Source organism: Variovorax sp. M-6, assembly GCF_052114385.1.
Lineage (GTDB): Bacteria > Pseudomonadota > Gammaproteobacteria > Burkholderiales > Burkholderiaceae_C > Variovorax.
In genome coordinates, this window is record NZ_JBFREQ010000008.1 from 87688 (window position 1) to 114072 (window position 26385).

Genomic DNA, 26385 nt, shown 5'->3' on the forward strand with positions numbered 1-26385 from the left:
GGCGCGGCGGCGCCGATTGTCGTGTCCGGTCAAGTTTTCTCCGGGTCCCGTGGCTACTCTGCCTGCTGGCCTCAAGGAGTCACTTGTGAAGTTCACGTTCTCGCCGTCGCACCAGTTGCATGCGCCCGATGAAATCATCGTGCGCGGCACGGTGGTCCGAAATCTCGAATCGCCTGCGCGTGCCGATGCCTTGCTCGCGGGCCTGCTCGCGAAGGGCCACCGGCAGGTGGCGCCCGGCGAATGGGAGCGGTCGTGGATCTCCGCGGTGCACGACCTGGGCTATCTCGACTTTCTCGAGACCGCCTACGCGCGCTGGCAGGCGCTGCCCAACGCCTCCAGGCTGATCCATGCGCATGCCTTTGCGCACCACAGCGCGAGGGTGCGACCGAGCAGCATCCAGGGCCAGGTCGGCTTCTACCTCGCGGGCGGCTCGAGCCCGATCGCCGACGGCACCTGGCGCGCGGCGCTGGGCTCGGCCCATGCGGCGCTCGAAGCCAGCCGGCTGGTGCTCGAAGGGGAACGCGAGGCCTATGCGCTGTGCCGCCCGCCGGGACACCACGCCTACGCCGATTTCGGCGGCGGCTTCTGCTATCTCAACAACGTGGCGATCGCCGCCAACCATCTCGCACGCCAGCTCGGCCGGGTCGCCATCATCGACATCGACACGCACCACGGCAACGGGACGCAGTCGATCTTCTATCGGCGCGCCGACGTGCATTTCGTGTCGGTGCACGGCGACCCGAACGTGCTGTTCCCGTTCTATGCGGGATACGCGCACGAGCGCGGCGAAGGCGAGGGCGAAGGCCACAACCTGAACCTGCCGCTGCCGCTCAAGTCGGAAGATCCGGCCTGGCTGGCGGCGATCGACCAGGGCATGCGATCGGTGCTGAACTACGCGCCCGCCGCGATGCTCGTGTCGCTGGGATTCGATCCGTTCAAGGGCGACCCGTCGTCCGACCTGGCCGTCAGCACCGAGGGCTTTCGTGCCGCCGGCGAGCGCATCGGCGCCTACCGCGGGCCGGTGGTGCTGGTGCAGGAGGGCGGCTACCTGGTCGACAAGCTCGGCGAGAACCTCGATGCCTTCCTGGACGGCTTCATGCGCGTGCGCAACGCCGCAGCGCACTGAGCCGCACACCCTCCATCAAACCCAACTTCGCGAGACAAGGAACCATGAGCAAAACCGAGAGCGCCGACTGGCACAAGGACATCGCCCACGTGGTGCATCCCTATTCGAACCTGGACGCGCATGCGTCGCGCGGGCCCACGGTCATCACGCGCGGCGAAGGCTGCTATGTCTACGACGAGCACGGCAAGCGCTACCTCGAAGGCATGTCGGGCCTGTGGTGCGCCTCGCTCGGCTTCTCCGAGAAGCGACTGGTGCAGGCGGCGACCGACCAGCTTCATGCGCTGCCGTACTACCACCTGTTCAACCACCGCTCGCACCCGCCCGGCATCGCGCTGGCCGAGGCGCTGACGGCCATCGCGCCCGCGGGGCTGAACCACGTGCTGTTCGCCAACTCGGGCTCCGAAGCCAACGACGCCGCCGTCAAGCTGGTCTGGTACTACAACAACCTGCTGGGGCGGCCGAAGAAGAAAAAGATCATCTCGCGGCTCTACGGCTACCACGGCGTGACGGTGGCCTCGGGCAGCCTCACGGGGCTGGTCCACGTGCATCGCGACTTCGACCTGCCGCTGCCCGGCATCCTGCACACCGATTGCCCGAGCCACTACCACTTCGGCCTGCCTGGCGAAACCGAGGCCGAATTCACGCAGCGCATCACGGACAACCTGGAGCAGATGATCCTGCGCGAAGGCCCGGAGACCGTGGCCGCGTTCATCGCCGAGCCGATCAACGGCTCGGGCGGCGTGATCGTGCCGCCGGCCGGCTACTTCGAGCGCGTGCAGGCGATCCTGAAGAAGTACGACGTGCTGTTCATCGTCGACGAAGTCATCACCGGCTTCGGCCGCACCGGCCGGATGTTCGGCGCCGAGACCTACGACCTGCGGCCGGACATGATGACGGTGGCCAAGGGCCTGTCGGGTGCCTACCAGCCGATCTCGGGCCTCTTGCTGACCGATGCGATCCACGACGCGATGAAGGCCGGCAGCCGCAAGCACGGCGCCTTCGCCCACGGCCTGACCTACGCGGCCCATCCGGTCGCCGCCGCGGTGGCGCTCGAAACGCTCAACATCTATCGCGACCGCGACATCGTCGGCCACGTGCGCGAAGTGTCGCCGCACCTGTTCGAGCGGCTGAACGCGCTCGCGGACCATCCGCTCGTCGGCCAGGTGCGCGGCGCCGGGCTGCTGGCGGCGGTCGAGATCGTGGCCGACAAGGCGGGCAAGAAGCCCTTCGAGCCCGCCGCCGCCATGGGCGCGTGGATCCAGGCCCGGGCCATGGAATACGGCGTGATCGTGCGCGCCATCGCCAACTGCGTCGCGCTGTGTCCGCCGCTGATCGCCGAGCGCGCGCACATCGACGAACTGGTCGACGGTTTCGCGCGCGCACTCGACGACGCGCACCGGCATGCGCGCGAGAACAAGCTCGTCTGACAGCCACCCTGGAGAACGCACCATGAAACGCATCCGACAAATCGCGCTCGTGTTCGGCTGCGCCCTGGCCATGGCCGGCGTGCAAGCCCAGACGCCGAAGCCGGGCGGCACGCTCAACCTGATCGTGCAGCCCGAACCCCCGGGCATCAACCTCGGCAACGCCAAGCTGGGCCCGAGTTCGTTCGTGGGCAGCAAGATCTACGAAGGCCTGATCTCGCTGTCGCCCAAGCTGGAGCCGATCCCCCGCCTGGCCGAGTCGTGGACGATCTCGCCGGACGGCAAGACCTACACCTTCAAGCTGCGGCCCAACGTGAAGTGGCACGACGGCAAGCCCTTCACCTCGGACGACGTGGTGTTCAGCTTCACGAAGTACCTGCCCGCGACCTTCGCGCGGACCAAGCTGATCATGGAGCAGGTCGAAGCGATCACCGCGCCAGACCCCGGCACGGTGGTGTTCAGGCTCAAGCAGCCGTACCCGGCCTTCATGTACATCTTCGAGGCCACCGGCGGGACCATCATGCCGCGCCATCTATACGAAGGCGTGACCGACTACCGCACCACCCCGGTCAACAACACGATCGTCGGCACCGGTCCGTTCAAGCTCGGCGAGTGGCGCCGCGGCGCCTACATCCGGCTGGTGAAGAACCCCGACTACTGGGACAAGGGCAAGCCGCACCTGGACAACCTGTACTTCCACGTGGTGCCCGATGCGGTCGGCCGATCGATCGCCTTCGAGAGCGGCAAGGTCGACGCGATCCGGGCCGGCGACGTCGAGAACTTCGAGATCGCGCGGCTGGCCGCGGCGCCCGGGGTGGCGCTGTCCAAGGCCGGCTGGGAGTTCCTCGAGCCGATGGCCTTCCTGAACATGAACCTGCGCAACAAGCCGATCGACGACAAGCGATTCCGGCAGGCCATCGCCCATGCGCTCGACCGCCAGTTCATTGTCAAGAACATCTTCTCGACCTTCGGCGAGCCGATGAACGGGCCGTTCACCAGCAGCTACGGCTTCAAGGACGCGTCGGTCGAGACCCGCCATGCCTACGATCCCGCCAAGGCGAAGGCCCTGCTCGACGAGATGGGCCTGAAGCCCGGCGCCGACGGCACGCGCGTCGCGCTGCGCCTGCTGCCACTGCCCTACGGCGAGACCTGGCAGCGGCTGGCCGAGTACACGCGCGAGCGGCTCGGCGCGGTCGGCATCAAGGTCAGCATCGTGGCGACCGACGTGCCCGGCTGGTTCTCGCGCCTGTCCTCGGGCGACTTCGACCTGGCCTACAACTTCGTCTACCTGCTCGGCGATCCCGCCATCGGCGTGAACCAGACCTACCTGTCGACCAACCAGCTCAACCGTGGCACGGCGGCCAATGTGGACGGCTACGTCAACCCGCAAGTCGACGCGCTGCTCGTCAAGGCCGAGAACGAGCAGCGGCGCGGCGAGCGCGCCAAGCTGTACTCGCAGGTGCAGAAGACGCTGTCGGAAGACCTGCCGATCCTGTGGACGCACCAGATGGTGATGCCGACCGTGTACCGGGCCAAGGTGAAGAACCTGATCTCCACCGGCCTGGGCATGAACGAAGGCTTCGCCGACGTCTGGATCGACAAATGATGCTCGCGCATTGCGGCTGCGGCAGGTCCTAGATGGAACGCTTCATCTTCTTCGCGCGGCGCTGCGTCAAGGCCGCGCTCGTGATCCTGTTCGTCATCGCGATCAACTTCGCGCTGATCCGCGCGGCCCCCGGCGACCCGGCCACCATCCTGGCGGGCGAGGCCGGTGCGGTCGATGCGGGCTTCGTCGAGCGCGTGCGCAAGGACTACGGGCTCGACCGGCCGCTGCCGGTGCAGCTGCTGACCTACATGAAGCAGCTGCTGAGCTTCGACTTCGGCAACTCCTACCGCGAGAACCGGCCCGTGAAGGAGATCATTCTCGAGAAGCTGCCGGCCACGCTGCTGCTGACATTGAGCGCCTTCGTCTTCTCGATCGCGGTCGGCATCGGCCTGGGCATCGCGGCCGCACGGCGCGCGGGCTCGGCGCTCGATGCGCTGATCACCGCGGGCTCGCTGGTGTTCTTTGCGATGCCGCTGTTCTGGTTCGGGCTGCTGGCGATCGTGCTGTTCTCGGTCAAGCTGGGCTGGCTGCCGCCCTACGGCATGAGCACCGTGGGCGCCGATCTGGCGGGCTGGCGCGCCTGGCTGGATACCGGCCGGCACCTGCTGATGCCGGCGGTCACGCTGGGGCTGTTCTACGTCGCGGTCTACACCCGCGTCACGCGCGCTGCGGCGATCGAGGTCATGGACCAGGACTTCGTCAAGACCGCTCGCGCCAAGGGCGTGCCCGAGGGGCGCATCTGGCGGCGCCACATCCTGCGCAACGCGATCCTTCCGGTGATCACCTTCGTCTCGCTGCAGGCCGGCCACATCCTGGGCGGCTCGGTGCTGGTCGAGACCGTGTTCGCCTGGCCCGGCATCGGCCGGCTGGCCTTCGACGCCCTGTTCCAGCGCGACTACAACCTGCTGCTGGCGGTGTTCTTCGTGAGCTCGGTGATGGTGGTCGTCTTCAACCTGGTCGCGGACCTGCTCTACAGCCTGGCCGACCCTCGCATCGAACTGCAGAAATGAAAGACCTCCTCCTGCGCTTCCTCAAGCAGCCTGCGGGCCTCGCGGGCTGCCTGATGCTCGGCGCCATCCTGGCGCTGGCCTTCGGCGCCGACTGGCTGTACCCGGGCGATCCCTGGGCCATGGTGGCCGATCCCAGCCTGCCGCCGCTGAGCCCGGGCTACCTGTTCGGCACCGACATGCTCGGGCGCGACGTGGCCGCGGGCGTCGCGCACGGCGCCCGCGTGTCGCTCCTGATCGGCGTCATCGCGACCGTGATCGCGGTCGGTGTGGGCACGCTGATCGGCGCCGTGGCCGGCTACTACGGTGGCGTGGTCGACGACCTGGCGATGCGCTTCACCGAGATCTTCCAGACCATCCCGGGCTTCCTGCTGGCGCTGCTGATGGTGGCGATCTTCGGGCCGTCGCTGTACTCGATCGTGTTCGCGATCGGCATCATCTCGTGGCCTTCGGTGGCGCGGCTGGTGCGGGCCGAGTTCCTGTCGATGCGCACGCGCGATTTCGTCAAGGCCGCGGTGCTCGGCGGGCAGTCGGGCCTGCGCATCGTGTTCCGCCAGATCCTGCCGAACACGCTGTCGCCGATCGTGGTCGCGGCCTCGCTGATGATGGCGACCGCGATCCTGCTGGAGTCGGCGATCAGCTTCCTGGGCCTGGGCGATCGCCGCATGATCACCTGGGGCTTCATGATCGGCGCCGGCCGCACCACGCTGCTGCAGAGCTGGTGGCTGTCGGCCCTGCCCGGGGCCGCGATCTTCGTCACGGTGCTCGGGCTCAACTTCCTGGGCGATGCGCTGAACCAGGCGCTGAGTCCGCGGCGCCGGCCTGCAGGAGGACACGCATGAGCGCCGCGCCGGACCGCTCCAAGCAAGCTCGCACCGCAGTGCGCAGCACGGAGGTTGCCCTATGAGCGCGCTGCTCGAGATCCGCGGGCTCAGCGTGGCATTGCCCGCGGGCAGCGAGCGTGCCTACGCGGTGCAGGACGTGTCGCTCGACGTGCAGCGCGGCCAGACCGTCTGCGTGGTCGGCGAGTCGGGGTCGGGCAAGTCGGTGATGGCCAATGCGGTCATGCGCCTACTGCCGCGCAACGTGCTGCGCGTGGCCGCCGGCGGGATCGCACTGGAGGGCCAGGACCTGCTGGCGCTCGACGCCGATGCGATGCGCGCGCTGCGCGGCTCGCGCATCGCGATGATCTTCCAGGAGCCGATGACGGCGCTCAACCCGGTCATGACCGTCGGCGACCAGATCGACGAGGCGCTGCTGGTGCATGGCCGCGGCGACGCGGCCGAGCGCAGCCGGCGGGTCGTCGAGCTGATGGCCGAGATGAATCTGCCCGAGCCCGAGGCGCTGCGCCACCGCTATCCGTTCCAGCTCTCGGGCGGGCAGCGCCAGCGCATCCTGATCGCGATGGCCATGGCGCTCGAGCCGCAGCTGCTGATCGCCGACGAGCCGACCACCGCGCTCGACGTCACGACGCAGGCGCAGATCCTGGCATTGATCCGGCGCCTTCAGGAGCGCCGCGGCCTGGGCGTCCTGTTCATCACGCACGATTTCGGCGTGGTGGCCGATATCGCCGACCAGGTGGTGGTGATGCAGCAGGGGCGCGTGGTCGAGAGCGGGAGCGCCGAGCAGGTGTTGCGGCACCCGCGCCACGTCTACACGCGGCGGCTGATCGATGCCGTGCCGAGGCTGCGCACCGGTGCGCAGCCTGCCGCCGCGGCGCCGGCACCGTTGCTCGAGATCGATGCCGTCTGCAAGAGCTACCGGGCGCGCGGCCTCGGCCTGTTCGGATCGCGCGGGCGCACGCTGGCGCTCGACCGGGTGAGCCTGACGATCGGCCAGGGCGAGACGGTCGGCCTGATCGGCGAGTCGGGCTCGGGCAAGACCACGCTGGGACATTGCGTGATGCGGCTGCTCGACATCGAGCGCGGCAGCCTGCGCTTCGACGGCCAGGCCATCGAAGGCTTGCGCGGGCGCGCGCTGGCGCCGCTGCGGCCGCAGATCCAGATGATCTTCCAGGACCCGTTCGCGTCGCTCAACCCGCGCCACCGCGTGCGCCGCATCATCACCGAGAACGTGATCCTGAGCGGCGTCGCCCCGGCCGAGGCGGAGCGCCGGATGGACGAGGTGCTGCGCCTGGTGGGGCTCGACCGGTCGGCGGCCGAGCGCTATCCGCACGAGTTCAGCGGCGGCCAGCGGCAGCGCATCGGGATCGCGCGTGCGCTGGTGATGCGGCCGCGCCTGATCGTCGCCGACGAGGCCGTCTCGGCGCTCGACGTCTCGGTGCAGCAGCAGGTTCTGGAGCTGCTGCGCGAGGTGCGCGCAAAGCTCGGGTTGTCGATGCTGTTCATCACGCACGACCTGCGCGTGGCCAGCCAGATCTGCGACCGCATCGCCGTGATGCACAAGGGCCGCATCGTCGAAACCGGCACGGTCGAGGCCGTCTCGCGCGCGCCCGCGCATCCCTACACGCGAAGCCTGTTCGAGGCCATGCCGGGGCAGGCCTGGGAGCAGCGCATCGACAGCGCCGAACGCGCCGTGGCCTGACACACGCCGCCATCGCGGCATCACCCAAGGAGATCCCATGTACGAAGAGCTTTCCCTTTACATCGATGGCGAATTCATCCGCGGCGGCGACGGGCGCCCTGAACAGCCGGTGCTCGATCCGGCCACGGGCCAGGAGATCGGCCGGCTGCCGCATGCCACGCGGGCCGATCTCGATCGCGCGCTGGCGGCCGCGCAGCGCGCCTTCGAGAGCTGGCGCTCGGTGTCGCCGATGGAGAAGGGCGCGATCCTGCGCAAGGTCGGCGAGCTGAGCCGGGCGCGGGCGAAGGAGATCGGCCGCAACATCACGCTCGACCAGGGCAAGCCGCTGGCGGAGGCGGTCGGCGAAGTGATGCGCTGCGCCGACCATTGCGACTGGCATGCCGAGGAGTGCCGCCGCATCTACGGCCGCGTGATCCCGCCGCGCCTGCCCAATGTGCGGCAGTTCGTGCTGCGCGAGCCGATCGGGGTCTGCGCCGCCTTCACGCCGTGGAACTTTCCGTACAACCAGGCCATCCGCAAGATCGCGGCGGCGATCGCGGCCGGCTGCACCATCATCCTCAAGGGGCCGGAGGATTCGCCGAGCGCGGTGGTGGCGATCGCGCGCCTGTTCCACGAAGCCGGCCTGCCGCCCGGCGTGCTCAACATCGTCTGGGGCGTGCCGCACGAGGTCTCCGAGTACTTGATCGCGTCGCCCATCGTGCGCAAGGTGTCGTTCACCGGCTCGGTGCCGGTGGGCAAGCAGCTGGCGGCGCTTGCCGGCAGCCACATGAAGCGCATCACGATGGAGCTCGGCGGCCATTCGCCTGTGATCGTCTGCGACGACGCCGAGGTCGAACGCGCGGCCACGATGCTGGCCGCCTTCAAGTTCACCAACGCGGGCCAGGTCTGCGTCTCGCCGACCCGCTTCTACATCCAGGAGAAGGCCTGGGACCGGTTCATGGCGCGCTTCACCGAAGCCAGCCGCGGCATCAAGGTCGGCGCCGGGATCGAGGCCGGCACCACCATGGGCCCGCTGGCGCACGCCCGGCGGGTCGCTGCGATGACCGATTTCGTGCAGGACGCGGCCGAGCGCGGCGCCCGCATCGAGGTCGGCGGCGAACGCATCGGCGAGATCGGCAACTTCTTCGCCCCGACCGTCATCGTCGCGCCGCCCGACGATGCGCGGATCATGCAGTCGGAGCCCTTCGGGCCGGTCGCGGCCTGCGTGCCGTTCAAGGAGCTCGACGAAGCCATCCGGCGCGCCAACAGCCTGCCCTATGGGCTCTCGTCCTATGCGTTCACCACCTCCAGCAAGAGCGCGTTGCGGATCCAGAACGGCATCGAGGCCGGGATGGTCAACATCAACCATTTCGGCCAGGGCCTGCCCGAGATGCCCTTCGGCGGCATCAAGGACAGCGGCATGGGCAGCGAGGGCGGCACCGAGACCTTCGACGGCTACCTGGTCACCAAGTTCGTCACGCAGATGGACTGACCGTCCATGCTTTTCGCCTCTCCCTCCACAAGGAAACCCATGAACTTCTCCATGAAGAACGCCCTCGGGACCGCCGTCTTCTCGGCGCTGATGACACTGGGCGGCGCACAGGCCGCCACGCCCGCGGACACGCTGGTGATCGCGCGCGACATCAGCGCCTTTCTGTCGCTGGACCCGCAGGAGGCCTTCGAGATCGCCTCGGGCGACACGCTGAACAACCTGTACCTGCGGCTGGTGCAGCATGACCCGCTCGACTTCGCGAAGATCGTGCCGGGCGTGGCCGAAAGCTGGGAGGTCGCCCCCGACGGCAAGCAGATCGTGTTCAAGATCAGGCCGGGCCTCAAGTTCCAGTCGGGCAACGCGGTGACGGCCGAGGACGCCGCCTTCTCTCTGCGCCGTGGCGTGCAGATGGGCAAGCCGCCGTCGATCATCCTGCGCCAGTTCGGCTGGACGAAGGACAACGTCGAACAGCATGTGCGGGGCGAAGGCGACAAGCTGGTGCTGACCTTCAGCCAGCCCTATGCGACCGACCTGATGCTGAGTGCGCTGAGCGCCGCGATCGCCTCGGTGGTCGACAAGAAGCTGGTCCTGGCCAACGAGCAGAACGGCGACCTCGGCAACGCCTGGCTCAGGACCCGGTCGGCCGGTGCGGGCCCGTACAAGCTGGTGGAGTGGAAGGCCAAGGACGCGGTGGTGCTCGAGGCCTTCCCGGGCTATGCGGGCGGTACCGCGCCGAAGATCAAGCGGGTGATCGTGCGCCATGTGTCCGAGCCGGCCGCCCAGCGGCTGCTGCTCGAGAAGGGCGATGTCGACGTGGCGGCCGACCTGAACCCGGACCAGATCCAGGCCCTGGCCTCCAAGCCGGAGCTGAAGGTGCTGCAGGTGCCGCGCGGGACCGTGTACTACCTGGCCCTGAACCAGGCCAACCCGAACCTGGCCAAGCCCGAGGTGTGGCAGGCGGTACGCTGGCTGGTCGACTACGAAGGCATCGCCAACCAGCTGTTCCGCGGCCAGTACAAGGTCAACCAGTCGCCCGTCGCCGCGGGCGTCTCCGGCGCCTTGCCCGAGAAACCCTACAAGCTCGACGTCGCGAAGGCCAAGGCGCTGCTCGCCAAGGCCGGCCTCGCGGACGGCTTCAGCATCTCGGTCGATGCGATGGCCGCCAGTCCGTACCGGGAGATCGCGCAGTCGCTGCAATCGACCTTCGGCCAGGCCGGCATCAAGCTCGACCTGCGGGTGGCGGAGCCGTCGCAGGTGCTGACTCGCTACCGCGAACGCCGCCACGACATGATCGTCTTCGTCTGGGCGCCGGACTATTCCGACCCCAGTTCGACCATCGAGTTCTTCACGCGCAATGCCGACAACGCCGACGGCGTCGCGAACAAGAATGCGGCCTGGCGCAGCCGCTGGCTGATCCCGCAACTGACCGCCAAGACCGAGGAAGCCTCGCACGAGGTGAACGCGGAGGCACGCATGCAGCGCTACGGCGAACTGCAGCGCGTGGTGCGCGATGATTCCCCGTTCGTCTTCATGGTGCAGAAGGTCGAGCCGGTCGCGATGCGCAGCAACGTCCAGCGCTATGGCGGCGCCGTGACCTTCGACTCCACCGCCTACCAGGTCATCGAAAAACGATGAGCCGGGCCGAGACGACGGCGCCTTTGGTCGACGACCTCGACGATGCCATTGCGGCACCGAAGGCCGCGGCACGGCCCGCGGCGCTCGCATGGCGCCGCCGGGCGCGCTGGCTCGTGTCGACGCTGCTGACGGTGGCCATCACGCTGGCCGGCCTGCTGCTGGTGACCTTCGTGCTCGGCCGGGTGCTGCCGACCGACCCGGTGCTGCGCATCGTCGGCGACCGCGCACCGCAGGAGCTGTACGACCGGGTGTTTCGAGAGATGGGGCTGCATCGCCCGGTGACCGAGCAGTTCACGCTGTTCGTCGGCGACATGCTGCGCGGCAATTTCGGCCGGTCGCTGGTCACCGGCAATCCGATCGCGGAAGACATCCTGCGCTATTTCCCGGCCACCTTCGAACTGGCGACGCTGGCCATCGCGATCGGCGTGCTGCTGGGGATTCCGCTGGGCGTGCTGTGCGCCCGCTACGCGGGCCGGCTGCCGGATCACATCGCGCGCATCGCATCGCTCGCTGGCCACTCGGTGCCGATCTTCTGGCTCGGCATCGTCGGACTGCTGGTGTTCTATGCCAACCTCGGCTGGGTCGCCGGGCCCGGCCGCCTCGACGTCGCCTACCGCTACTCGGTACCGGCCGTGACGCACCTGATGCTGGTCGACACCGCCCTGGCCGGCGAGTGGGAGGCCTTCGGCAACGCGTTCTCGCACATCGTGCTGCCGGCCGGCCTGCTGGGCCTGGTGGCGCTGGGCTACGTGACGCGCATGACGCGCAGCTTCCTGTTGTGGCAACTGCGCCAGGACTACACGACGGTGCTGCGCCTCAAGGGACTCAGCGAAGCCGCGATCCTGTGGCGGCATTCGCTGCGCAACGCGGCCGGGCCGATTCTCTCGGTGATCGCGCTGACCTACGCCTACCTGCTCGAAGGGGCGGTGCTCACCGAAACGGTCTTCGCCTGGCCGGGGCTCGGCATGTACATCACCGACTCGCTGTTCGCCGCCGACATTCCCGCGGTGCTCACCGCCACCTTGCTGGTCGGGCTGATCTTCATGCTGATCAACATCACGGCCGAGCTGATCCAGTCGGCGCTCGATCCGAGGACGCGTCATTCATGAACCATCTCAGCGCATCCGTTCGCTGGCTGGCGTCGGACACGCCGACGACCCGCACCCAGGCGCGCCTCGGCGCGGCCTACCGATGGCTGCGTCGCCTCGCCGCCCACCCGATCGGGCTCGCTGGCCTCGCGATCGTCGGCCTGATCACCGCGATCGCGCTTTGCGCATCGGTGCTGCCGCTGGCCGACCCGTCCGCGCAGTCGCTCGGCGAGCGCCTGCTCGCACCGTCGGCGGGCCACTGGCTCGGAACCGACACGCTGGGCCGCGACATCCTCTCGCGGCTGGTGTTCGGCGCCCGGCCGACGCTGGCCATCGTCGCGCTGGTGCTGCTGGCCAGCGTGCCCGCGGGGCTCCTGATCGGCGCCGCCGCGGGCTTGTGGGGCGGTTGGGTCGATGCCGTTCTGATGCGCATCGCCGACGTCTTCATGGCCTTCCCGCGCTTGATCCTGGCCATTGCTGTCGCGGCCACGCTGAGCACCGGGCTGTGGACCGCCGTGATCGCGATCGCGCTGACCGGATGGCCGCCCTACGCGCGCGTCGCGCGGGCCGAAGTCGCGGCGGTGCGACAGGCCGAATTCATCCAGTCGGCCCGCGCGCTCGGCGTCTCGCGCCTGCGGCTGCTGCTGCGCCATGCGCTGCCGCTGTGCCTGCCCTCGGCCGTGGTCCGCGCGGCCCTGGACGCGCCGGGCATCGTGCTGATCACCTCGGGCCTGGGCTTCCTGGGGCTCGGCCTGCCGCCGCCCGCGCCCGAGTGGGGTGCCATGGTGGCCGAAGGGCGCGCCATCGTCTTCGAGGCCTGGTGGGTGTCGACGCTGCCGGGCCTGCTGATCCTGGCGCTGAGCCTGGGCTTCAACTTTCTCGGCGACGCGCTGCGCGACGTCGTCGACCCCGGCGTGAAGTGAACACCACATGACATCGACGACGCATCGCGACACGGGCGGCGTTCCACTGCTCGAGATCGACAACCTGCGCATCGCCTTCGCCACGCCGCAGGGGCGCAGCGAGGCCGTGCGCGGCGTGAGCCTGCGCATGGGTCGAGAACGGCTCGCCGTGGTCGGTGAATCGGGCTCCGGAAAATCCATCACCTTTCGCTCGCTGCTGGGCCTGCTGCCCGCCAGCGCGACGGTCAGCGCGCAGCGCATGGCGCTCGACGGCCGCAACCTGCTGGGACTGGACGCGCGCGGGCTGCGCCAGGTGCGCGGGCGGCGCATCGGCATGGTGGTGCAGGACCCGCGGCAGGGCCTGGACCCGCTGATGACCATCGGCCGGCAACTCGCCGAAATGCTCCGGCTGCACGGCAAGGCGCCGCGGCTGGGCGTGCAGCGGCGCGTGCGCGAGCTGCTGGCCGAGGTCCACATCCGCGAGCCCGGCCGCGTGGCGGATCTCTATCCGCACCAGGTTTCGGGTGGCATGGCGCAGCGCGCGATGCTGGCCATGATGCTGTCGGCCGAGCCCGACCTGCTGATCGCCGACGAGGCCACTTCGGCGCTCGACGCCGTGGTGCGCCACCACATGCTGGCGCTGATCGACGAGCAGGTGCGCCTGCGCGGCATGGGGCTGATCCTGATCAGCCACGACCTCGATCTGGTGGCCGGCTACGCGGACCGCGTCATCGTGATGTACGCCGGGCGCGTGATGGAGGAGCTTCCGGCCGGCGGCATGGCGCTGGCGGCGAGCCATCCGTACACGCGCGGCCTCATGGCCTGCCGCCCTTCGCTGGAGCACCCCGGCGCGGATCTTCCGGTACTGAACAGGGACCCCGCATGGCTGAATTGAACTCGCCCCCAGGTTGGCTCACTGCGTGTAGCCGCCCACCCCCGGCCGGGGGCAACACCAGCGGCCCGGCGAAGCCGGCTCCGCGGTGTTCCACCAACGGATCTGGCCGCGCCGGCCGTGGCAATGGCCTTCGCAGTGGAGAACTGAAATGCATGCACCAGCAGCCCTGACGGTCTCCGACCTCGTGATCCGGCGTGGCAGCTCGACGGTCGTCTCGGGCGTGTCCTTCTCGGTGCCGCACGGCGGCAGCCTCGGCATCGTGGGCGAATCGGGCTGCGGCAAGAGCACCATCCTGCGCGCCGTCGCCGGCATCGATCCCGACTGGCAGGGGCGGGTCGCGGTGATGGGGCAGCCGATCGGCCGGCGCCGCAGCCTGGCCGACCGGCGGGTGCTGCAGATGGTGTTCCAGGACCCGCTGGCCGCACTCAATCCGACCCACACGATCGACGAGGCCCTGCGCGAGCCGCTGATCGTGCACGGCATGAACGCGCACGACCGGCGCATCGCCGACGCGCTGCGCACGGTGGCGCTGCCGCCGACGGTGCGCTTCCGCTTTCCGGGCCAGCTCTCGGGCGGGCAGCGCCAGCGCGTGTGCATCGCACGGGCGCTGCTGGTGGAGCCGCGGCTGCTGCTGCTCGACGAGCCGACCTCGGCGCTCGACGTCTCGGTCCAGGCCGAGGTGCTGAACCTGTTGTCGCGGCTGCGGCGCGAACTGCAGCAGGCCTTCGTGATGGTCAGTCACGACCTGCACGTCGTCGCCCACATGTGCGATCACATCGCCTTCATGGTCGGCGGCCGCTTCGTCGAGGTGCTGACGCGCGCCGACCTGGTCGCTGGCCGCGTACGCTCCGACGAGGCGCGCCAGCTCATGGCGGCCGCGGGTGCGCGCTGAAAGCCTCCGTGGGTTGTTTTCTGAAGTTCCATATATCAGAACATTTGTTTTTCATATTGGAACTATTTAGGATCGATCCACTGCGGAAGAACGCCTTGCCCCTCTCTTTCTCGTACCCGTATCCGTCCCCCACGCCATGAAATCTTCCGTGCCAGCCACCTTGCCCTTGTCGGGCGTTCGCGTCGTCGAATTCTGTTCGACGGCCTCCGGCCCGTTCTCGACCATGCTGCTCTCGGACATGGGCGCCGATGTGATCAAGGTCGAGCCGCCCAGCGGCGACGGCCTGCGCCAGTGGCCGCCGCTCAACGAGGGCTACAGCGAGAACTTCGCGGCGCTCAATCGCAACAAGCGCTCGGTGGCGCTGGACCTGAAGGCGCCGGTCGACGTGGCGCTGGCCCGCCGACTGATCCTCGATGCCGACATCGTGGTCGAGAACAACCGGCCCGGCGTGATGGACCGGCTCGGCCTGGGTTACGCGAGCTTCGCCGGAAGCCGGCCGCAGTTGCTCTACTGCTCGATCTCGGCCTATGGACAGAGCGGTCCGCGCTCGGGCGAGGGCGGCTTCGACCTCACGGTCCAGGCGGCGGCCGGGGTCATGAGCATCACCGGCGAGCCGGGCGGCGCGCCGGTCAAGTGCGGCGTGCCGCTGTCGGACTTCGCCTCCGGCCTGTATGCCGCCTTCTCGATTGCGGCGGCGCTGGCGCAGGTGCGCGCGGGCGGGCCCGGCGCGCACATCGACGTGCCGATGTTCGGCTGCACGCTGGGCATCGCGGCGCTGCAGACCAGCGAGTACTTCGGCAACGGCCGCAGCCCGGTGAAGCTCGGTTCGGCCCATCCGCGCAACGCGCCCTACCAGGCCTTCCAGGCCGGCGATGGCTACTTCGCCATTGCCGCCGGCAACCACAAGCTGTGGCTCGATGTCTGCCGCGTGGTCGAGATGCCCGAGCTCGCATCGGACGCGCGCTTTCTCAGCACCACCGACAGGGCGGCGCACCAGGAGGCGCTCAAGCAGATCCTCGAAGAGGTGTTCATGCGGCAGCCCGTGGCGCACTGGATCGAGGCCTTCCACGCCGCGGGCGTGCCACATGCGCGCATCAACGACTACGCCGCTGCGCTGGCCGACCCGCAGACGCTGCACATGGACTGGGTCCAGCCGCTGCAGCTGCCCAACGGCCGGCAGACGCGCACCTTCGCGTCGCCGATCCGGCTCAACGGCCAGGGCTTTCCGATCCGCCGCGCGCCGCCGGCGCTCGGCGAGCACACCGAGGAAATCCGCCGCCAATTCGCCGAAGGGAGTGCCTGATGTCCGATCGATTGCTCGAATTCGTCGCGGCGATGACGCGACTGGTCGACCTGCCGCAGGGCGTGCCGGCCGACGAGGCCACGATGCTCGCCCAGGCGGCGCCATTGATGCGCCACCTGGTCGCGCGGGACGACTGGCTGCCCGATGCGATGGCGGCGAGCCATCCGCAGTACTACCAGCAACATCTGCTGTACGGCGATCCGCTGGACCGCTTCTCGCTCGTGAGCTTCGTCTGGGGCCCGGGCCAGAAGACGCCGGTCCACGACCACACGGTGTGGGGAATCATCGGCATGCTGCGCGGCGCCGAGTGCGCGCAGCGCTACCTGCGCGCGGCGGACGGCCGGCTGCGGGCCGACGGCGACGAGCTGCGGCTCGAGCCCGGCGACATCGACCAGGTGTCGCCGCGCATCGGCGACATCCACGTGGTGCGCAATGCCTTCGCCGACCGGACCTCGATCAGCATCCACCTGTACGGCGGCAACATCGGGCGCATCGCGCGCCACGTCTACGTGCCCGAAACCGGCGAAAGCAAGGCCTTCGTGTCGGGCTACTCGAACGCGCTGGTGCCGAACCTGTGGGCCCGGGGCGCGGCATGACGAGCACCCCTTCCGAACTGCGGATCACGCGCAGCGCCGACGTGATGCACCTGAGCCTGCAGCGCCCCGACAAGGGCAACGCGCTGTCGGCCGCGCTGGTGTCCGAGCTGACGCGGGCCGTCGAGGCCGCCGCCGCCGAGCAGGTGAGCCTGCTGGTGCTCTCGGGCGAAGGCCGCCACTTCTGCACCGGTTTCGACCTGTCCGGGCTCGACCAGGAGACCGACGAAAGCCTGCTGGCGCGCTTCGTCCGCGTCGAGCTGCTGCTGCAGGCGCTGCACGCGGCACCGTTCACGACGCTGGCGCTGGCCCACGGCCGCACCATGGGCGCGGGCGCCGACCTGTTCTGCGCCTGCGCCGAGCGCTGGATCGTCGGCGATGCATCGTTCGCCTTCCCGGGTGCCGCCTTCGGCCTGGTGCTCGGCACCGCGCGGCTGGCCGACACCATCGGCCCGACGCAGGCGCGTGACTGGATCGAGGGCGGTCGCCTGATCGACGGGCCGGCCGCCCTGGCCAGCGGACTGGCCACGCGGCAGCTGCTGCCCGAAGCGCTCGATGAAGAGCTGGCACGGCTCACCGCGCGCACTCGGCGCCTCGATGCCCCGACCCGGCGCGCCGTTCACGCGGCCATCGATTGCGGTCGCCGGCCTCGCGGTGACGCGGGCGACGCGCAGGACCTGCTGCGCCTCGCCCACTCGGCCGCGCGGCCCGGCCTGCGCGACCGCATCGCAGCCTACCGCGCCGCCCAGACAAAGGCCTGAGAGGCGCAGTCGTTCATTTCTCCCGAAGGATTTCAACAGTGACTCCAGTTCCGTCTTCCCGCCCACTTTCGACACTGCTCAATCCCCGCTCGGTGGCGGTCATCGGCGCCTCGGAAGACCAGACCAAATTCGGCGGCCGGCTATACAAGACCTTGCTGCAGCACCGCTACGACGGCGCGGTCTATCCGATCAACCCGGGCCGCGACTCGCTGTTCGGCCTCAAGACCTATGCCAGCGTCGACGCCACGCCGACGGCGCCCGACATGGTCATCATGGCGCTGCCGCGCAACAAGGTGAAGGACGAGATCGCGGCCTGTGCCGCTCGCGGCGCCAAGGCCGGGATCATCATCACCTCGAAGTTTTCCGACGCCGGCCCCGAGGGCCTGGCGCTGGAACGCGAAGTGGTGGCCGCGGCCGCCGCGCACGGCATGCGGCTGATCGGTCCCAATTGCCTCGGGCTGATCAGTCCGGTCAACAAGCTGGTGCTGTGCTCGTCGCCGGCGCTCAATGTCGAGCACCTGATCGAGGCGCCGATCGGCTTCATCAGCCAGAGCGGCGCGCTGATGGGCACCTTGTTCGATCGCTCGCACGGCATGGGAATCGGCTTTTCGCATTGCGTCTCGGTCGGCAACCAGGCCGACCTCGAGCTCACGGACTTCATCGAGTTCCTGATCGAGGACGAGCGCACCCAGGTGATCTGCAGCTACGTGGAGGGCATCAAGTCGCCGCAGCGCTTCGTCGAGCTGGCGCGCCGCGCGCGGGCCGCGGGCAAGCCCTGGCTGATGGTCAAGGCCGGCGCCACCGCGGACGGCAGCCGTGCGGCCTACTCGCACACGGCCAGCCTGGCCGGCGACTTCGCGGCCCTGAAGGCGGTCTGCGAGCGTGAGAACGTGGTCATGCTGGACGACCCGCTCGACATGCTGAGCCTGGCGCGGGCGATGGTCCGCTACCCGAAGCGCGTGGTGCGCAACGTGGCCGTGATCACCACCTCGGGCGGTGGCGGCGCGATCACGGCCGACCAGCTCTCGCATGCCGGCATCCCGCTGGCCCGCTTCGAGCCGGCGACGGTCGAGGGTCTCGCGGAGCACTATTCCGAAGGCCAGGCCGCCAATCCGATCGACGTCGGCGGCCGCAAGCACGACGGCACCGACGAGCTCGGCGTGGTCACGGCCGAGCTGGCGCTGTCCGATCCGAACACCGACCTCGGCCTGATGGTGTTGACCACCGCGCCGGACGTGCCGGGCCTGACGCGGCAGCTGGCCGACGGCGCCGACAAGCCCCGCGCCGGCGGCAAGCCGACGCTCTATGTGATGCTGCCGGGCCGCGTCGCCGTGCCGGCACGCGCCATCCTGGTCGAACGCGGGCTGCCTTACGTCGACACGCTGGCCGAGGCGATGAGTGTGCTGCGCGGCTGGAAGTCGTGGTCCGACTACCGCGAGCCGGCGCCCGCCGCGCGGCCGACCGACAACTACCGTTTCGAGCGGCCCGCGGCCGGTGCGCTCGGCGAGGCGGCCTCGAAGGCGCTGGTGGGCAGCGCGGGGCTGCCGGTCAACCGCGAGCGGCTGGTGCGCAACGCCGACGAGGCGCTGGCGGCCGCCGCGCAACTGGGCTTCCCGCTGGTGCTCAAGGTGGTGTCGCCCGACATCGCCCACAAGTCGGACGTGGGCGGCGTCGCCTTGAACATCGTCGACGCCGCCGACCTGCGAGAGCGCCTGGCGCGGATGCAGGCCCGCATCGCCGAAGCCGCGCCACGGGCCCGCGTGGACGGCTATTCGCTGCAGGCGCAGGAGTCCGGCGAGCTGGAGTTGATCATCGGCGCGCGCCGCGATGCGCAGTTCGGCGCCCAGGTGGTCGTCGGTGCCGGCGGCGTGCTGGTGGAGCTGCTCAAGGACATCGCGGTGCTGCCGGCGCCGGTCGACGCGGCGAGCGCGCGGCGTGCCGTCGAAGGCCTGAAGGTGGCGCCGCTGCTGGCCGCCTACCGTGGGCGCGGCGCGCTCGACGTCGATGCGGTGGTGGACGCCATCGTGCGGCTGGGCTGGCTGGCCCACGACCTGGCGAGCGCGTCGCCGGACGACGATTTCGAGATCGAAGTCAATCCGCTCAAGGTCCGRCTGAAAGGCCAGGGCGCGGTGGCCGTCGACGCCCGCGCGCGCATCGGCAATCACTGATCCTTCATCGATTCATTGGAGACACATCACATGGCACAAATCAAGATCGAACAGCACGGCAAGGTCACGCTGTTCACCATCGACCGCCCGTCGCGCAAGAACGCGATCTGCAAGGACACGGCACTCGAGCTGCAGGCCGGCTTCGCCGAGTTCGACGCCTCGGAGCAGCGCGTGGCGGTGATCACCGGCAGCGGCAACGACGCGTTCTCGTCCGGCGCCGACGTCAGCAACCTGCCCGAACTCTGGCGCTGCATTCCGGGTTCGGGTTTCACGACCGACAAGCCCATCATCGCCGCGACTGCGGGCTGGGTGGTCGGCGGCGCGATGGTGCTGACCATGATGTGCGACCTTCTGGTGGCGGCCGAAAACACGAAGTTCTCCTATCCCGAGGCGCGCCTCGGTTTCACCGGCGGCATGATCGCCGGCCTGGCGGCGCGCATCCCGCACAAGGTCGCGATGGACATCATGCTGCTCGGCCGCAGCGTGGAGGCGCAGCGGGCCTACGACGTCGGACTGGCCACCGACGTGGTGCCGGTCGGCAAGCAGGTCGAGGTGGCGATGCAGCAGGCCGAGACGCTGGCCAAGTCGGCGCCCCTGGTGCTCGCCACCATCAAGCGCTTCGTCAACCAGCACGTGTTGCCGAAGAGCCCGTCGGAGGCCATGGCCGAGACCCTGCGCCAACTCAACGTGGTGCGCGACAGCGCGGACATCCAGGAGGGGATGGCGGCCTTCCGGGAGAAGCGCTCCCCGGTCTACACGGGCCGCTGAGTGCGCCCGCCGTTCGAAGACAACCACAGAAACCCACCATCGCCATGTCCTCACCGCTTCGACACCTGCTGTTGCCGCTCGGCGCAGCCCTGATCGCGCTGAGCGCGTCCTCCGTCCACGCCCAGGCCGCACCGGCGGGCTGGCCGAACAAGCCGATCCGCGTGATCGTGCCGTATCCGGCCGGCGGCAACTCCGACGCCATCGGCCGCTTCATCGCCGACAAGCTCGGCGCGGCGCTGGGGCAATCGATGGTGGTCGACAACCGCGGCGGCGCGGGCGCCACGATCGGTGCCGACCTCGCGGCGCGCGCGCCCGGCGACGGCTACACCTTCATGGTGGCGCCGACGGCGGTGTTCGCGATCACGCCGCATCTGCGCAAGGTGCCCTACAGCCCGTTCGCGGATTTCGTGCCGATCGCCCAGCTGACCGGCAGCTACTCGATCGCGACCGCGCGCAAGGACGCGCCCTTCAACGACGTCAAGGAACTCGTGGCCGCCGCGCGCAAGGCGCCGGGCAAGTACACCTTCGGCTCGGCCGGCCCGGCGACCGCGACCCACCTGGCGGGCGAGATGGTCAACTACAAGGCGGGCATCAGCATGCTGCACGTGCCTTACAAGGGCTCGGCCGAAGCGCTCTCGGACCTGATGGGCGGGCGCATCGACATGATCTACGACCCGGTGAGCCTGACCCAGGTCAAGGCCGGCAAGGTCAAGGCGATCGCGGTGCTGAGCAAGACGCGCCATCCCGAACTGCCGGACGTGCCCACGATCCGGGAGCAGGGCTACGACCTGGATACGCGCAGCTGGTTCGGCCTGTTCGCGCCCAAGGGCACGCCCAAGGCGGTGGTCGACCGGACGGCCGCCGAGGTCGAGAAGATCCTTGCGACCGAAGAGGCGCGGCAGCTGTTGCTGCGCATGAGCCAGTACCCGGAATACGTCGGCCCGGCCGCCTTTGCCGCGCAGATCAAGGACGACAGTACCTTTTTCAAGGACCTGATCGTGCGCGCCGACATCCACGTCGAATAGGGAGCACCGCGTGATGCCTGGACTGCTTGCGAGGGCGCTGATCGCCGTGGCGGCTTGCTGCCTGGCGCCGGCTTCGATGGCTCAGGGCCAGTGGCCCGATCGGCCGATCCGGCTGATCGTGCCGTATCCGCCGGGCGGCACCAGCGACAACCTCGGGCGGCTGGTGGCGCAGCGCCTCGGCGCGAACCTTCACGCGACGGTGATCGTCGACAACAGGCCGGGCGGCACCACGCAGATCGGCACCGAACTGGCCTCGCGCGCCGCCCCGGACGGCTACACGGTGCTGCTTGGCGCCGTGACGGCCTTCACCGTGCTGCCGCACCTGCGCAACAAGCTGCCCTACGACCCGATCAACGGTTTCGAGCCGCTGGGTGGCGTCGCGCAGTACCTGTCGGTGTTGTCGGTGCGCAAGGATCTCGGCGTGGCCAGCCTGCCCGAGCTGGTGAAGATGGCCAAGGCGCGACCCGGGAAACTGAGCTACGGTTCGGCCGGCCAGGCTTCCTTCGGCCACATCGCCGGCGAGATCCTCAAGCGCGAGACCGGCATCGACATGCTGCATGTGCCGTTCAAGGGCTCGGCCGATGCCGTCAATGCGCTGGCGGCGGGGCAGATCGACATGCTGATCGACGGCGCGACCGTCCCGCTGGCCAGGGATGGGCGCGTGCTGCCGCTGGCTGCCTTCGGCGCTGTGCGCCATCCCGAGCTGCCCGAAGTGCCGAGCCTCCCCGAGACCGGCATCCAGGTGAAGCAGCCGGCCGGGCCCGGCTGGGGCCTGTTCGCGCCCAAGGGCACGCCGGCGTCGATCAACCAGCGCTATTCGCAGGCGCTGCAGGCCCTGCTGGCCGAGCCCGACACCCAGGCCAAGCTGCGCCGCATCAGCACGCTGCCCGACTGGCGGTCGCCCGAAGAGCTTCGCCGCGCGATCCAGAGCGACAACCGGCTCTACGGCGAACTGTTGCCCGCCATCGGTCTGCGCGCCGAAGACTGAGCGGCCGCGGGCGACGGCCGTGCGTTCGACGCGATCAGCCACTGCGCCGCGTAGTAGCTCGCCAGCACCCACAGCGAGGCCACCGGCAGCGGCTGCACGAAGCGGTTGGTCGCCAGCAGCGCGTCGCTCACCATGAAGAGGCAGGCGCCCAGCGCCACCTGCCGCGCGCCTGCATCGCCCAGGACGGCCGCGCGGCCGAGGGCCTGGGCCGCCATGCAGGCGATCACCAGCACATAGACCCCGACCGGAATTCGCAGGCCGGCGGGCAGGCCGCCCCACCACAGGAAGGCGTACATCAGGACACCGATCGCGAGCGTGGCGGCCAGCGCGCGGCGGCGCGGAAGGAGCCCCACGCCATCGGCGAAAAGCGCGATGTACGCAAGGTGCGCGAGCAGGAAGGCCACCAGGCCCGGGACGAACAGGCTTGGCCACATCAGCAGCACGTCGCCGGCCAGCGATGCCGCCAGGCCCGCTGCCAGCAGCACGGCGAAGCGCGCCGGCATGGCGCTGGTGCGTGCGCGGCTCACGGCGAAAGCGATCAGGATCGCGAGCGCCAGCGGCTTGAAGACGACGTGGAGGCCGGAGAGCCCGAGGGCGCCGCTCGCGGTCGCCAGCGCGGCGGCATCGACGAACAGCACGCCGATCACCGGCAGCCGGCCCTGCAGCACCGCGCCCGTGGCCCAGAGCCCGGCGGTCAGCGCCCCGAGCCACACCAGCGAGGTGGTGAACGCGAGCGTGTCCGAGAACCACAGGAAGGCGGTGGCGCCGACCAGCAGCAGGGCGAACTGCAGCGCCGCGAAGGCCTGCACGCCGTGCGAGGCCGGCGGCTCGTAGCGCTGCACCTGGCGGACGTCGAAGGGCGGCTTCGGGTCGCTGGCCGCCAGGTCGGCCGGCCGCCAGCCCGGCGGCTTGAACCACAGGCGCAGCTTGTCGCTCCAGCGCCGGGTGCGCCAGCTGTCGCGCGCCAGCGACCAGTAGACCTCGGCATTGGCCCATACCGGATCCCAGCTCCGCAGCGGGCTCCGGGTGCCGTAGACGCAGGGCTCGTCCTCTTCCTTGAAGGTGCCGAACAGGCGGTCCCAGACGATCAGCACGCCGCCGTAGTTGCGGTCGACGTAGCGGTCGTTGACCGCGTGGTGCACCCGGTGGTTGGAGGGCGAGCAGAACCAGCGGTCGAACCAGCCCAGCCTGCCGACCTGCTCGGTGTGGACCCAGAACTGGTAGAGCAGGTCGATCAGCGCGACCACGCCGAAGACCAGCGGCGGCACGCCGGCAATGGCCATCGGCAGATAGAAGATCCAGCCGAACAGCGCGCCGCTGGAGGTCTGGCGCAGAGCGGTCGAGAGGTTGTAGTGCTGGCTCTGGTGATGCACCACGTGCGCCGCCCACAGCACCGCGCTCTCGTGGCCGAAGCGGTGCAGCCAGTAGTAGCAGAAGTCGTAGAAGACCAGCGCCGCCAGCCAGCCGTACCAGCGCATCCAGAAATCCTCGTCGGGAAACAGCGCGAAGGCCGACCAGCAGGCGGTGTAGATGCCGATGCGCAGCAGTCCGGTGAGGACCGCGCTGATCTGGCTCAGCATGCCCAGGCCGATGCTGTTGAGCGTGTCGGGCAGGCGGTAGGTGTCCTGGCCGGTGCCGCGCCGTGCGCGCAGCCGGCCGACCAGGAACTCGATCCCGATCAGCAGGAAGAAGACGGGGGTCGCGAGAACGATGATCTGGCCAGGTCGCATGACAGGGATTCTCGGCGTCACGAGGGAAGAAACGTCCCCATGCTTCCCCTGTCACGGACCCGTCACCGCGGCGCCACCGCCGCGTCACGCGCGACTGCGATCGTGCCCTTCCATGCAACGCGACGACGCCTTTCTTCGCGCATGGCGCGACACGACCGGTCCGGCGGGCGCCGCGGCCGATGACGAAGCCACCCGGCCGCCACAGCGCTACCGCACCCTGTGGATTTCCGATCTGCACCTGGGCACGCCCGGCTGCCAGGCGCGGGCGCTGCTCGATTTCCTCAGGCACACCGAGTGCGAGACCCTGTTCCTGGTCGGCGACATCATCGACGGCTGGCAGCTGCGCCGCCACTGGTACTGGCCGCAGGCGCACAACGACGTGATCCAGAAGCTGCTGCGCAAGGCGCGCAAGGGCACGCGGGTGATCTTCATCCCGGGCAACCACGACGAGTTCGCGCGCAAGTACCTGCACCACAACTTCGGCGGCATCGACGTCGCGGAGGAGTGGATCCACGAGACCGCCGACGGCCGCAAGCTGTGGGTGATGCACGGCGACCTGTTCGACGGCGTGATCCAGTGCGCGAAATGGCTGGCCCATGTGGGGGATTCGCTGTACGAGTTCACCCTCCGGCTGAACCGGCACCTCAACTCGCTGCGCGCGCGCATGGGGCTGCCCTACTGGTCACTGTCCAAGTACCTGAAGCAGAAGGTCAAGCGGGCGGTCAGCTACGTCGGCGACTTCGAGAGCGCGGTGGCGCGCGAGGCCCGCCGGCGCGGCGTGCAGGGCGTGGTCTGCGGCCATATCCACCACGCGGAGCTTCGGGACATCGACGGCATCCTCTATGCCAATGACGGCGACTGGGTCGAGAGCCTGACGGCGCTGGCCGAGCATGCCGACGGCTCGCTCGAGATCCTGTACTGGGCCGGGCAGCTGCCGGCCCGTTCGAGCCTCGGGGCGGGGGCTTCGCGGCGCGCGGCGGTGTCCGCATGACGGCGGTGTCCGGCGCGCGAACCGTCGACCTCGTCTACTTCAATGCCGGCGGCGGCCATCGCGCCTCGGCGCTGGCGCTGGAGGCCGCGATCCAGCGCGCCGGCCTGCCGTGGACCGTGCGGCGGGTCAACCTGCGCGAGGTGCTGGACCCCAAGGACAGCTTCCGCAAGCTGACCGGCATGGACCCCGAAGACGTCTACAACAAGCGGCTCGCGCGCGGCTGGACGCTGGGCCTGGCGCAGGAACTCAAGCTGCTCCAGGGCATGATCCGCTGGAGCCACGCGACGCTGGTGCGGGCGTTGCAGCAGCACTGGCTGGCAACCGAGCCGGACATGGTCGTGTCGCTGATCCCGAACTTCAACCGCGCGCTGTGCGAGTCGCTGGCCTCGACGCTGCCGGGCGTTCCCTACGTGACCGTGCTGACCGACCTGGCCGATCACCCGCCGCATTTCTGGATCGAGAAGGGGCTGGACCAGCACCTGGTGTGCGGCTCGCCGAAGGCCGTCCAGCAGGCGCGCTCGGCCGGCTATGCGGACGAACGAATCCATGCCAGCTCGGGCATGCTGATGCGCTCGGCCTTCCATGAGCGGCCGCCGATCGACCGCGCCGCCGAGCGCCGCCGGCTGGGGCTCGATGCGGATCGGCCGACCGGCATCGTGCTGTTCGGCGGCCAGGGCTCGAAGGCGATGCTCGGGATCGCGAAGCGCTTGCCCGAGACCCCGCTCATCCTCGCTTGCGGCCACAACGCCGCGCTCGCGCGGGCCCTGCGCGCGTTGCCGGCGCGGGCGCCGCGGCAGGTGCTGGAATTCACGCCCGACATCGCGCACTACATGCGCCTGGCCGACTTCTTCATCGGCAAGCCCGGCCCCGGCAGCCTGAGCGAGGCGGTGCAGATGCAGTTGCCGGTGATCGTGGTGCGCAATCGCTGGACGCTGCCGCAGGAGCGCTACAACGCCCAGTGGGTGCGCGAGCAGGGCGTGGGGCTGGTGTGCGGCAGCTTCGCCAAGGTAGGGCCAGCGGTCGACGAGCTGACCGGGCAACTGGGGCGCTACCGGGCGGCGACGCGCAGGATCCAGAACCGGGCGATGTTCGAGTTGCCGGTCATCCTGCAGGACATCCTTGTCCGGGCGGAGCGCCCCGCCCCCGAGTCAGCCTCGGCGGGGCTTGAAAGTAGAACTTTATAAGTACAAGCAGTTACACTCGGCTTGGAGCAACCGAGGAGAAGACTGTGAAAAAGACGAGCGGGCGTGTACTCCCGGGCATCCTGATTCTGGTGGCGTCGTTGACCGGCTGCGAGGGCGGTACCCGGACCGCGGCCTCGGGCGGCGATTCGACGACCTTTGCGGCGGCGCCGGCGCCGGTCGTGGTCACCTGGCAGCCCCGGAACAAGCCCGAGGAGTTCCTCAGCGGCTGGCGTCCGAAGGAACGGGCATCCGGGCGCTGAAAAAGAAAAGCCTTGCAAGTCGCT

Annotated in this window: 23 protein-coding genes; 22 read left to right on the forward strand and 1 reads right to left on the reverse strand. The window is 69.4% G+C overall.

Annotated features, from left to right (window positions below):
* Positions 1-85: 85 nt before the first annotated feature.
* The 19 genes from AB4Z46_RS11545 to AB4Z46_RS11635 all read left to right on the forward strand — a co-directional run bounded on the left by AB4Z46_RS11545 (position 86) and on the right by AB4Z46_RS11635 (position 22196).
* Positions 86-1126, forward strand: coding sequence for a histone deacetylase family protein (locus AB4Z46_RS11545; RefSeq protein WP_442283634.1), 1041 nt, complete (start codon positions 86-88; stop codon positions 1124-1126).
* 44 nt (positions 1127-1170) lie between these two features.
* Entirely contained in the window at positions 1171-2553 is a 1383-nt protein-coding gene (locus AB4Z46_RS11550; RefSeq protein WP_442283635.1) for an aminotransferase, read from the forward strand.
* Positions 2554-2575: 22 nt separating this feature from the next.
* A complete protein-coding gene (locus tag AB4Z46_RS11555) occupies positions 2576-4156 on the forward strand; it encodes an ABC transporter substrate-binding protein (RefSeq protein ID WP_442283636.1) in 1581 nt (526 codons plus the stop codon).
* A 32-nt stretch (positions 4157-4188) separates the two neighbouring features.
* Complete coding sequence (locus AB4Z46_RS11560; RefSeq protein WP_442283637.1) at positions 4189-5166, forward strand: ABC transporter permease; 978 nt, start codon at positions 4189-4191, stop codon at positions 5164-5166.
* Positions 5163-6005, forward strand: coding sequence for an ABC transporter permease (locus AB4Z46_RS11565; RefSeq protein ID WP_442283638.1), 843 nt, complete (start codon positions 5163-5165; stop codon positions 6003-6005). Before AB4Z46_RS11560 ends, AB4Z46_RS11565 begins: the two co-directional genes overlap by 4 nt.
* Positions 6006-6066: 61 nt before the next feature.
* Positions 6067-7707, forward strand: a complete 1641-nt coding sequence (locus tag AB4Z46_RS11570) for an ABC transporter ATP-binding protein (RefSeq protein ID WP_442283639.1) — start codon at positions 6067-6069, stop codon at positions 7705-7707.
* 37 nt (positions 7708-7744) lie between these two features.
* The gene (locus tag AB4Z46_RS11575) at positions 7745-9178 is read left to right on the forward strand and encodes an NAD-dependent succinate-semialdehyde dehydrogenase (protein ID WP_442283640.1); all 1434 of its coding nucleotides are present in this window, start codon (positions 7745-7747) and stop codon (positions 9176-9178) included.
* Positions 9179-9217: 39 nt separating this feature from the next.
* Positions 9218-10813, forward strand: coding sequence for an ABC transporter substrate-binding protein (locus tag AB4Z46_RS11580; protein WP_442283641.1), 1596 nt, complete (start codon positions 9218-9220; stop codon positions 10811-10813).
* Positions 10810-11922 carry an ABC transporter permease gene (locus AB4Z46_RS11585; RefSeq protein ID WP_442283642.1) on the forward strand — a complete coding sequence of 371 codons (1113 nt, stop codon included), beginning with the start codon at positions 10810-10812 and terminating at the stop codon, positions 11920-11922. The genes AB4Z46_RS11580 and AB4Z46_RS11585 overlap by 4 nt, the downstream gene beginning before the upstream one ends.
* Positions 11919-12824, forward strand: coding sequence for an ABC transporter permease (locus AB4Z46_RS11590; protein WP_442283643.1), 906 nt, complete (start codon positions 11919-11921; stop codon positions 12822-12824). The genes AB4Z46_RS11585 and AB4Z46_RS11590 overlap by 4 nt, the downstream gene beginning before the upstream one ends.
* 7 nt (positions 12825-12831) lie before the next feature.
* Positions 12832-13698 carry an ABC transporter ATP-binding protein gene (locus AB4Z46_RS11595; protein ID WP_442283644.1) on the forward strand — a complete coding sequence of 289 codons (867 nt, stop codon included), beginning with the start codon at positions 12832-12834 and terminating at the stop codon, positions 13696-13698.
* A 148-nt stretch (positions 13699-13846) separates the two neighbouring features.
* Complete coding sequence (locus AB4Z46_RS11600) at positions 13847-14590, forward strand: ABC transporter ATP-binding protein (protein WP_442283645.1); 744 nt, start codon at positions 13847-13849, stop codon at positions 14588-14590.
* A 136-nt stretch (positions 14591-14726) separates the two neighbouring features.
* Positions 14727-15893: a CaiB/BaiF CoA transferase family protein gene (locus tag AB4Z46_RS11605; protein ID WP_442283646.1), complete on the forward strand. Its 1167-nt coding sequence runs from the start codon at positions 14727-14729 to the stop codon at positions 15891-15893.
* Positions 15893-16489 carry a cysteine dioxygenase gene (locus AB4Z46_RS11610; RefSeq protein ID WP_442283647.1) on the forward strand — a complete coding sequence of 199 codons (597 nt, stop codon included), beginning with the start codon at positions 15893-15895 and terminating at the stop codon, positions 16487-16489. Before AB4Z46_RS11605 ends, AB4Z46_RS11610 begins: the two co-directional genes overlap by 1 nt.
* The gene (locus AB4Z46_RS11615) at positions 16486-17247 is read left to right on the forward strand and encodes an enoyl-CoA hydratase/isomerase family protein (protein WP_442283648.1); all 762 of its coding nucleotides are present in this window, start codon (positions 16486-16488) and stop codon (positions 17245-17247) included. The genes AB4Z46_RS11610 and AB4Z46_RS11615 overlap by 4 nt, the downstream gene beginning before the upstream one ends.
* A 38-nt stretch (positions 17248-17285) precedes the next feature.
* Positions 17286-19415 (forward strand): acetate--CoA ligase family protein, encoded by a 2130-nt coding sequence (locus AB4Z46_RS11620; RefSeq protein WP_442283649.1) that lies wholly within the window; start codon positions 17286-17288, stop codon positions 19413-19415.
* A gap of 30 nt (positions 19416-19445) precedes the next feature.
* Positions 19446-20183, forward strand: coding sequence for an enoyl-CoA hydratase/isomerase family protein (locus AB4Z46_RS11625; RefSeq protein WP_442283650.1), 738 nt, complete (start codon positions 19446-19448; stop codon positions 20181-20183).
* Positions 20184-20227: 44 nt separating this feature from the next.
* A complete protein-coding gene (locus AB4Z46_RS11630) occupies positions 20228-21208 on the forward strand; it encodes a Bug family tripartite tricarboxylate transporter substrate binding protein (RefSeq protein WP_442283651.1) in 981 nt (326 codons plus the stop codon).
* A gap of 13 nt (positions 21209-21221) precedes the next feature.
* A complete protein-coding gene (locus AB4Z46_RS11635; RefSeq protein WP_442283652.1) occupies positions 21222-22196 on the forward strand; it encodes a Bug family tripartite tricarboxylate transporter substrate binding protein in 975 nt (324 codons plus the stop codon).
* On the opposite strand, the gene AB4Z46_RS11640 is transcribed toward AB4Z46_RS11635, so the two are convergent.
* Positions 22151-23926 carry a lysoplasmalogenase family protein gene (locus AB4Z46_RS11640; RefSeq protein WP_442283653.1) on the reverse strand — a complete coding sequence of 592 codons (1776 nt, stop codon included), beginning with the start codon at positions 23924-23926 and terminating at the stop codon, positions 22151-22153. The two genes, AB4Z46_RS11635 and AB4Z46_RS11640, sit on opposite strands and share 46 nt — an antisense overlap.
* Positions 23927-24038: 112 nt before the next feature.
* Between AB4Z46_RS11640 and AB4Z46_RS11645 the strand changes: the two genes are divergently transcribed.
* The 3 genes from AB4Z46_RS11645 to AB4Z46_RS11655 are packed head-to-tail and all read left to right on the forward strand — an operon-like array spanning position 24039 to position 26361.
* A complete protein-coding gene (locus AB4Z46_RS11645) occupies positions 24039-24917 on the forward strand; it encodes a UDP-2,3-diacylglucosamine diphosphatase (RefSeq protein ID WP_442283654.1) in 879 nt (292 codons plus the stop codon).
* Entirely contained in the window at positions 24914-26101 is a 1188-nt protein-coding gene (locus tag AB4Z46_RS11650; RefSeq protein ID WP_442283655.1) for a glycosyltransferase, read from the forward strand. The genes AB4Z46_RS11645 and AB4Z46_RS11650 overlap by 4 nt, the downstream gene beginning before the upstream one ends.
* 44 nt (positions 26102-26145) lie before the next feature.
* Complete coding sequence (locus AB4Z46_RS11655) at positions 26146-26361, forward strand: hypothetical protein (RefSeq protein WP_442283656.1); 216 nt, start codon at positions 26146-26148, stop codon at positions 26359-26361.
* The last annotated feature ends 24 nt before the right edge of the window (positions 26362-26385 follow it).